This is a genomic window from Rhodococcus sp. P3_B8, assembly GCF_056402775.1.
This window is the reverse complement of sequence record NZ_JBFUGT010000406.1, coordinates 1-5092: the sequence shown is the minus strand read 5'-3', so window position 1 is coordinate 5092 and position 5092 is coordinate 1. Positions and strand designations below refer to the sequence as shown.

Below are 5092 nucleotides of genomic sequence, written 5' to 3'. Positions count from 1 at the left end.
CCCGTGACCTGCACGAAATGGGCTAACGCCCAGCAGTCTCGCTCGCATTTCTCATCGCCCTTTCTCCGGGTGCGTCCTTTCTAGTACTCCTCCGTCTGATCTGGTACCCATCCCCACGGATCAAGGAGCCACCATGACCAACGCCGACAAGTTCGAAAACCCGACGACGGATCGGACGGACGCCACCCAGCAGGCTGCGGCGCCGACGTGTTGCAGCACCGAACGACAGGCCACCTGCTGCGACCTCAGTGAGAAGTCGACGTGCTGCGGTCCGGCGGCGACGGCCGGCGACGGATGCGGCTGCCAGTAGCCCTCAGGTGACAACGGTGCGGTGCGAGCGAAGATGGCTCGCACCGCACCGCAGTCTTGTCAGCGTGACCTCGCCCGGTCGCCCCGTCGCCGTCACCAGAGATGATTCGCCGGTCTACKCGTCGTCCGATGGCGTGGCTCCGCAGKCGCAGGATCCGCTGCGGGGCTSGTAGTCGTGGACATGGCCGGTGCGATCCTGGCTGATCTGACAGCAGGCGTGCAATTGGGCCTGGAGGGCGGCGCGGCCGCGTTGGACCCGGGATTTCATCCCGGACACCGAGATTCCCACCTCGCTGGCGGCGGCGGCGTTGGTTCGGGCGTCGAGGTCGACCATCCTCACCGCCGCGGCCTGCTCGGCGGGCAGCCCGGAGAGCATCGGCACCAGGCAGGAGGCGAGTTCCTTCTCCGCCGTCTCGTCGGCGTCAGGTTCTCCGTCGGGYCGGTTGTCGGGGACRSTGTCGACAGCCAGCTCGCGGCGGTGGGGTGCGGACCGGTAGTAGTCGGTGATCGCGTTGCGGGTGATGGCATACATCCACCCGAGGATTCGGTCCTGCTCCCGCAGGTTGTCGAGGCTCTTGGCCATCCGCAGGAACACGATCGACAAAATGTCGTCGGCGTCCTCGGGACGGGAGACCCGGCGGGCGATGAAGGCCCGCAAGTCGCTCGAGAAGCGGCGCCAGAGCTGGTCGAGATCAGCTGGTGCCGGCTGGGGTGTCGTCGCGGTGGTGGCCGAGTCCTCGTTCATGATCTGTGGTTCCTCTCCGTCTTTCAGGATCCCCGCCTTACGGCGCGGTCGCGACCCCCTGAGGGCGTCCTCTCTCAGGTACGGACGACGGTGACCGCGGTCGGACGCACCTGCGTCCGAATCCGAAGTTCCTCGTCTGTATGGGTGTCGATGTCGATTCCGGATGCTCCGGTTCGACGTACCAGTAGAAGCACGGTGAGGAGGTGAGAGCAATGCTGACTACACATCTGTTGTCGGGCCTGACCAGTGAAGAGGTCGATCTGATCGTGGCGGAGGAGCTGCATCTGCTCGACGCCGCCGCATGAGCGTCATCGWCGCCCGCACCGGGCGCATCTGCTGACCACAGCGCTCTCCWAGCCTCTACCCCTCCATCGGGTAGGGGCTTGGAGAGTGCCCGGCTCCGGACGGACATCGAACACGCAAAACCCGCCCCGTCCCCGTGGGATGGGGACGGGGCGGGTTCGTTGTCAGCGGGTGCGCGCTGACCGAATCATGCGGGTGACGACGGGAACGGCGGTCACCACCGCCCACAAACCGATCGCCGCGACCAGGGCGGTAAGAGTGTCCCCGGCGGTGGCGGTGCCGAGCACGTGGCCGCGCAGGGCGTCGGTGGCGTGCGCAACCGGATTCACTGTCGCCATGGCCTGCATCCAGCCGGGCATGGTCTCGATCGGCGCGAACGCACTCGAGACGAACATCAGCGGCATCATCACCATCATCCCGGCGAACTGGACCACGTCCGGCCGGCGGAGCCGGTCCCCGATCAGCCCGAACAGGGCGCTCATCGCCCCGGCCAACACCACCAGCACGACAACCGCSGCGACGGCATCCCCTGCGGTGCCGTGGAACTCGAAACCCAAAGCGACGGCGGCGATCCCGAGCAACGCRGCCCGGGCGAGGGTGAAGACGGCCTCGTTGATGGTGCGAGCCACCCCCGGCAGCGCCGTCCGCATCGGCAGGGCCGCGAAGCGGTCGTGCAGGCCGTTGGTGTGATCGATCGCGGCGGAGACTCCGGCGTTGGTGCCGGCCATCACCGTGGAGACGGCGAGCATCGCCGGGGTGAGGAAGACGATGTAGCTGACCCCGGCCGGAAAGCCCGGTCCTGCGGCGACGCTGCGGAACACCTGACTGAACAGCACCAGCATCGCCATCGGCATGGTCAGCGAGAACATCAACAGCTGCGGAACGCGGGCGCTGGTGCGCAGGTTCCGGACGGTGAGTGCGGCGAGYTGGTCCCCGACCGAGGGACGCCCTACCGAAGGGGYGGCTGTGGTGGTGGTGGTGGTGCGGATGGTGGTCATCGGTGGGCTCCGGCGGTGTGGGCGAGGTGGGCGAAGACGTCGTCGAGGCTCGGTGAGGTCACGTCCAGGTCGGTGACCTCGATGCCGCCGCGGTGCAGGTCGGCGACCAGCGCGGTCGCGGCGGGGGCGTCGTCGACGGTGACGGACACYCGCAGGCGGTCGCCGTCGACCCGCGGATCGGTGTCCGGGATGAATGGCAGCGCGGCGAGCTGACCGGCGGGGATGGTGGCGCTGAGGACCTTGCCGCCGACGATCCGTTTGAGCTCGGCGGGGGTGCCGCGGGCGGCGACCCGGCCCCGGCGCAGGACCACGATGTGGTCGGCGAGCCGGTCGGCCTCCTCGAGGTACTGGGTGGTGAGCACGACCGTGGTGCCCGCGTCGGTGAGCTCGTCGACGACGTTCCACAATCCGGCGCGGGCGAGGGGATCSAGRCCSGTGGTCGGCTCGTCGAGGAACAGTACCGACGGGGAGCCGACGAGGCTGGCGGCCAGATCGACCCGGCGGCGCGAGCCCCCGGAGAGTTCCCCGACCCGCCGGGACGCGTATTCCTGCAGCCCGAGCCGGTCGATCAGCGCGTCGGCCCGCGCGCGGGCGGTGCGGCGCAGCCCGGTCAGGCGGCCGATCAGCTCCAGATTCTCTCGGGCGGTGAGGAATTCGTCGAGGCCGGCGTATTGGCCGGTCACGCCGATCCGGCGGCGGACCGCGGTGGCGTCGGCGACGACGTCGAGGCCCTCGATCCGCACGCGGCCGATGGTGGGCCGCACCAAGGTGGCGAGGGTGCGGATCAGGGTGGTCTTGCCGGCGCCGTTGTGGCCGAGCACCCCGAGCGTGCTTCCGGCGGCGGCGGTCAGGTCGACGCCGTCGAGGGCCCACGTCGTGCCGTAGGCGACGTGCAGATCCTCGACGAGGACGGCGGGGGCGGTCATCTCGCACCCCCGCCGTGGCCGCCGGCCGCGCGGCCGGTTCCGGTGGAAGAGAACAGGTGGGTGGTCATCGAAGGAGTTCCTCTCGAAGGACGGTGTGCCCCCATCCCGTCGTGGATGAGAGTTACCTCCTCAGACGAACCAACCGCGATTCGGACGCATCCGCCACCGATTGCGGCCTCCGATCAACTCGAGTGGCCGCGGGTGAGACGTCCCACCAAATGGTGGGCGTCGCGGCCCACCCCGCGCAGCGACGCCGACGATAGCGACCGCTGCCACTCCAATCCCAGGTAGCCGAGCCCGGGGTGGGTGGTGGACAGGCCCTTGCCGCGTCGGGGCCGGCCGGTGTCGGTGAGCGCCCCCAGCCCGGCCAGATACGGCAGGTGCGGGGTGTAGCCGGTGGCGAGCAGGACCGTGTCCGCACCGGTGCGGGTGCCGTCCGCCCAGATCGCTTCGTTTTCGTCGAGGGCGGTGAACATCGGCCGCACCGGGTTTGCCCGCGGCAAGGCCCGCGCGGTAGCGGCCGGTGTCGAACACCGCCACCGTCGGCGCCGTTTTCAGCAGGTGCCCGATGGGGGGCGGCGTCGAGGCCGGTGACGGTGACGGTGAACCAGAAATGCATGTCTCGCCCCCCACGGGCGTTGCGGCACGAACTTCACCGGACTCCGGATGGCCAGCAYGACCTCGTCGGCAACTTCAGCGAGTTCGGCGGCGATCTTGACTGCGGAGTTCCCTGATCGGACGACGATCACGTTCTGCCCGGCATAGTCGTCGGGTGTCCGGTAGTCGCTGGCGTGCTGCACCTTCCCGGTGAACGTTCCTCGACCGGCTAAATCGGGAAGGTGGGGTGAGCCGAATCCGCCGGTCGCCGCGATCAATCGGGGTGCGGTGAACGCGGTGCCGGTGTCGGTTTGGGCGGTGAACGCACGTCCGTCGTGGTCGACGGTGAGGACCCGGTGATTGACGTGGATGTCGGTGTCGATGGTTTTGGCGTACCGGCGCAGGTAGTCGACAACTTCGTCGCGGCGCGGATACCGATCCGGGGCACCGGGAAACGGCATCCCGGGCAGGGCACTGTCTTTCGCCGGGGAGAACAGGGTGAGGCTGTCGTAGTTGTGCGGCCAGGACCCGACCGGTTCGTCGCCGGCCTTGAGGATCGCCGGGCTGAGGCCGCGTGCACGGAGGTGGTGGGCGGCGGCGAGGCCGGACTGGCCGCCGCCGACCAGGGCGTCATAGTCACTCAATTCAGTTGTCTCTTCGAGGATGTCAGGCGGCGATTTCGGCTTTGCGGTGGTGGGGGATGCTGGCGGCCCCGATGAGGGCGGCGACCACAGCTGCGGCGGCGAGGATCAGGTACGCGTGGGCGTAGCTGCCCGTCCACGCCGATAACGCGGTCCCCGCCCACGGGGCGAGGGCCATGACGATGGCGACCGGCGCGGACATCAGCCCGTTGAGGCGCCCGTAATGGGTGGCACCCCACCGGTCGGTGATCGCGGTGGCCTGGATCAGGGTGAAGATCCCGCGGATCAGCCCGGCACCGATGGCGACCGAGATCAACGCGAGGGTGGTGGAGACGATCCCGAGCAACGCCGTAGACGCGGCGGTGGCGGCGAGGATCACTGAACCATCCCGGGTCTCATGCACACACTGTCATTTGTGTGCGACCGGTTGATCGGCACGGTGTTCAGCGTAGTACTTGGCTTCGTACTCGGCCGGTGGGATCCGCCCGAGACGATGCATGAGCCGGCCGGTGTTGTACCAGTGCACCCACGCCGAGGTGGCCTCCTCGACGTCACCGATGGTGCGCAGCGGCC

7 protein-coding genes and 1 pseudogene are annotated in these 5092 nt (G+C 68.9%); 1 reads left to right on the top strand and 7 read right to left on the bottom strand.

Annotated elements, in window-relative coordinates; all coding sequences use genetic code 11:
* The first annotated feature begins 133 nt into the window (after positions 1–133).
* A complete protein-coding gene (locus tag AC1D1G_RS41600) occupies positions 134–310 on the top strand; it encodes a hypothetical protein (RefSeq protein WP_477956541.1) in 177 nt (58 codons plus the stop codon).
* Positions 311–424: 114 nt separating this feature from the next.
* Here the strand turns inward: AC1D1G_RS41600 and AC1D1G_RS41595 are convergent, their stop codons facing one another.
* From AC1D1G_RS41595 to AC1D1G_RS41565, 7 genes and pseudogenes are all read right to left on the bottom strand, one after another.
* On the bottom strand, positions 425–1054 hold the full coding sequence (locus tag AC1D1G_RS41595; protein ID WP_477956540.1) for a sigma-70 family RNA polymerase sigma factor: 630 nt from the start codon (positions 1052–1054) through the stop codon (positions 425–427).
* Positions 1055–1521: 467 nt separating this feature from the next.
* Positions 1522–2355 carry an ABC transporter permease gene (locus AC1D1G_RS41590; RefSeq protein WP_477956539.1) on the bottom strand — a complete coding sequence of 278 codons (834 nt, stop codon included), beginning with the start codon at positions 2353–2355 and terminating at the stop codon, positions 1522–1524.
* Positions 2352–3281, bottom strand: a complete 930-nt coding sequence (locus tag AC1D1G_RS41585) for an ATP-binding cassette domain-containing protein (RefSeq protein WP_477956538.1) — start codon at positions 3279–3281, stop codon at positions 2352–2354. The genes AC1D1G_RS41590 and AC1D1G_RS41585 overlap by 4 nt, the downstream gene beginning before the upstream one ends.
* Positions 3282–3463: 182 nt before the next feature.
* The gene (locus AC1D1G_RS41580; protein WP_477956537.1) at positions 3464–3757 is read right to left on the bottom strand and encodes a hypothetical protein; all 294 of its coding nucleotides are present in this window, start codon (positions 3755–3757) and stop codon (positions 3464–3466) included.
* A 78-nt stretch (positions 3758–3835) separates the two neighbouring features.
* Entirely contained in the window at positions 3836–4522 is a 687-nt protein-coding gene (locus tag AC1D1G_RS41575) for a flavin-containing monooxygenase (RefSeq protein ID WP_477956536.1), read from the bottom strand.
* Between the two features lie 22 nt (positions 4523–4544).
* Positions 4545–4898: a hypothetical protein gene (locus AC1D1G_RS41570; RefSeq protein WP_477956535.1), complete on the bottom strand. Its 354-nt coding sequence runs from the start codon at positions 4896–4898 to the stop codon at positions 4545–4547.
* Between the two features lie 30 nt (positions 4899–4928).
* Positions 4929–5092 (bottom strand): annotated as a pseudogene (locus tag AC1D1G_RS41565) (IS3-like element ISMyma10 family transposase); the annotation flags it as partial.

Coding starts and splice junctions, on each gene's coding strand:
- AC1D1G_RS41600 (WP_477956541.1), top strand. CDS start 134: ATGACCAACGCCGACAAGTTCGAAAACCCGACGACGGATCGGACGGAC.
- AC1D1G_RS41580 (WP_477956537.1), bottom strand. CDS start 3,757: ATGTTCACCGCCCTCGACGAAAACGAAGCGATCTGGGCGGACGGCACC.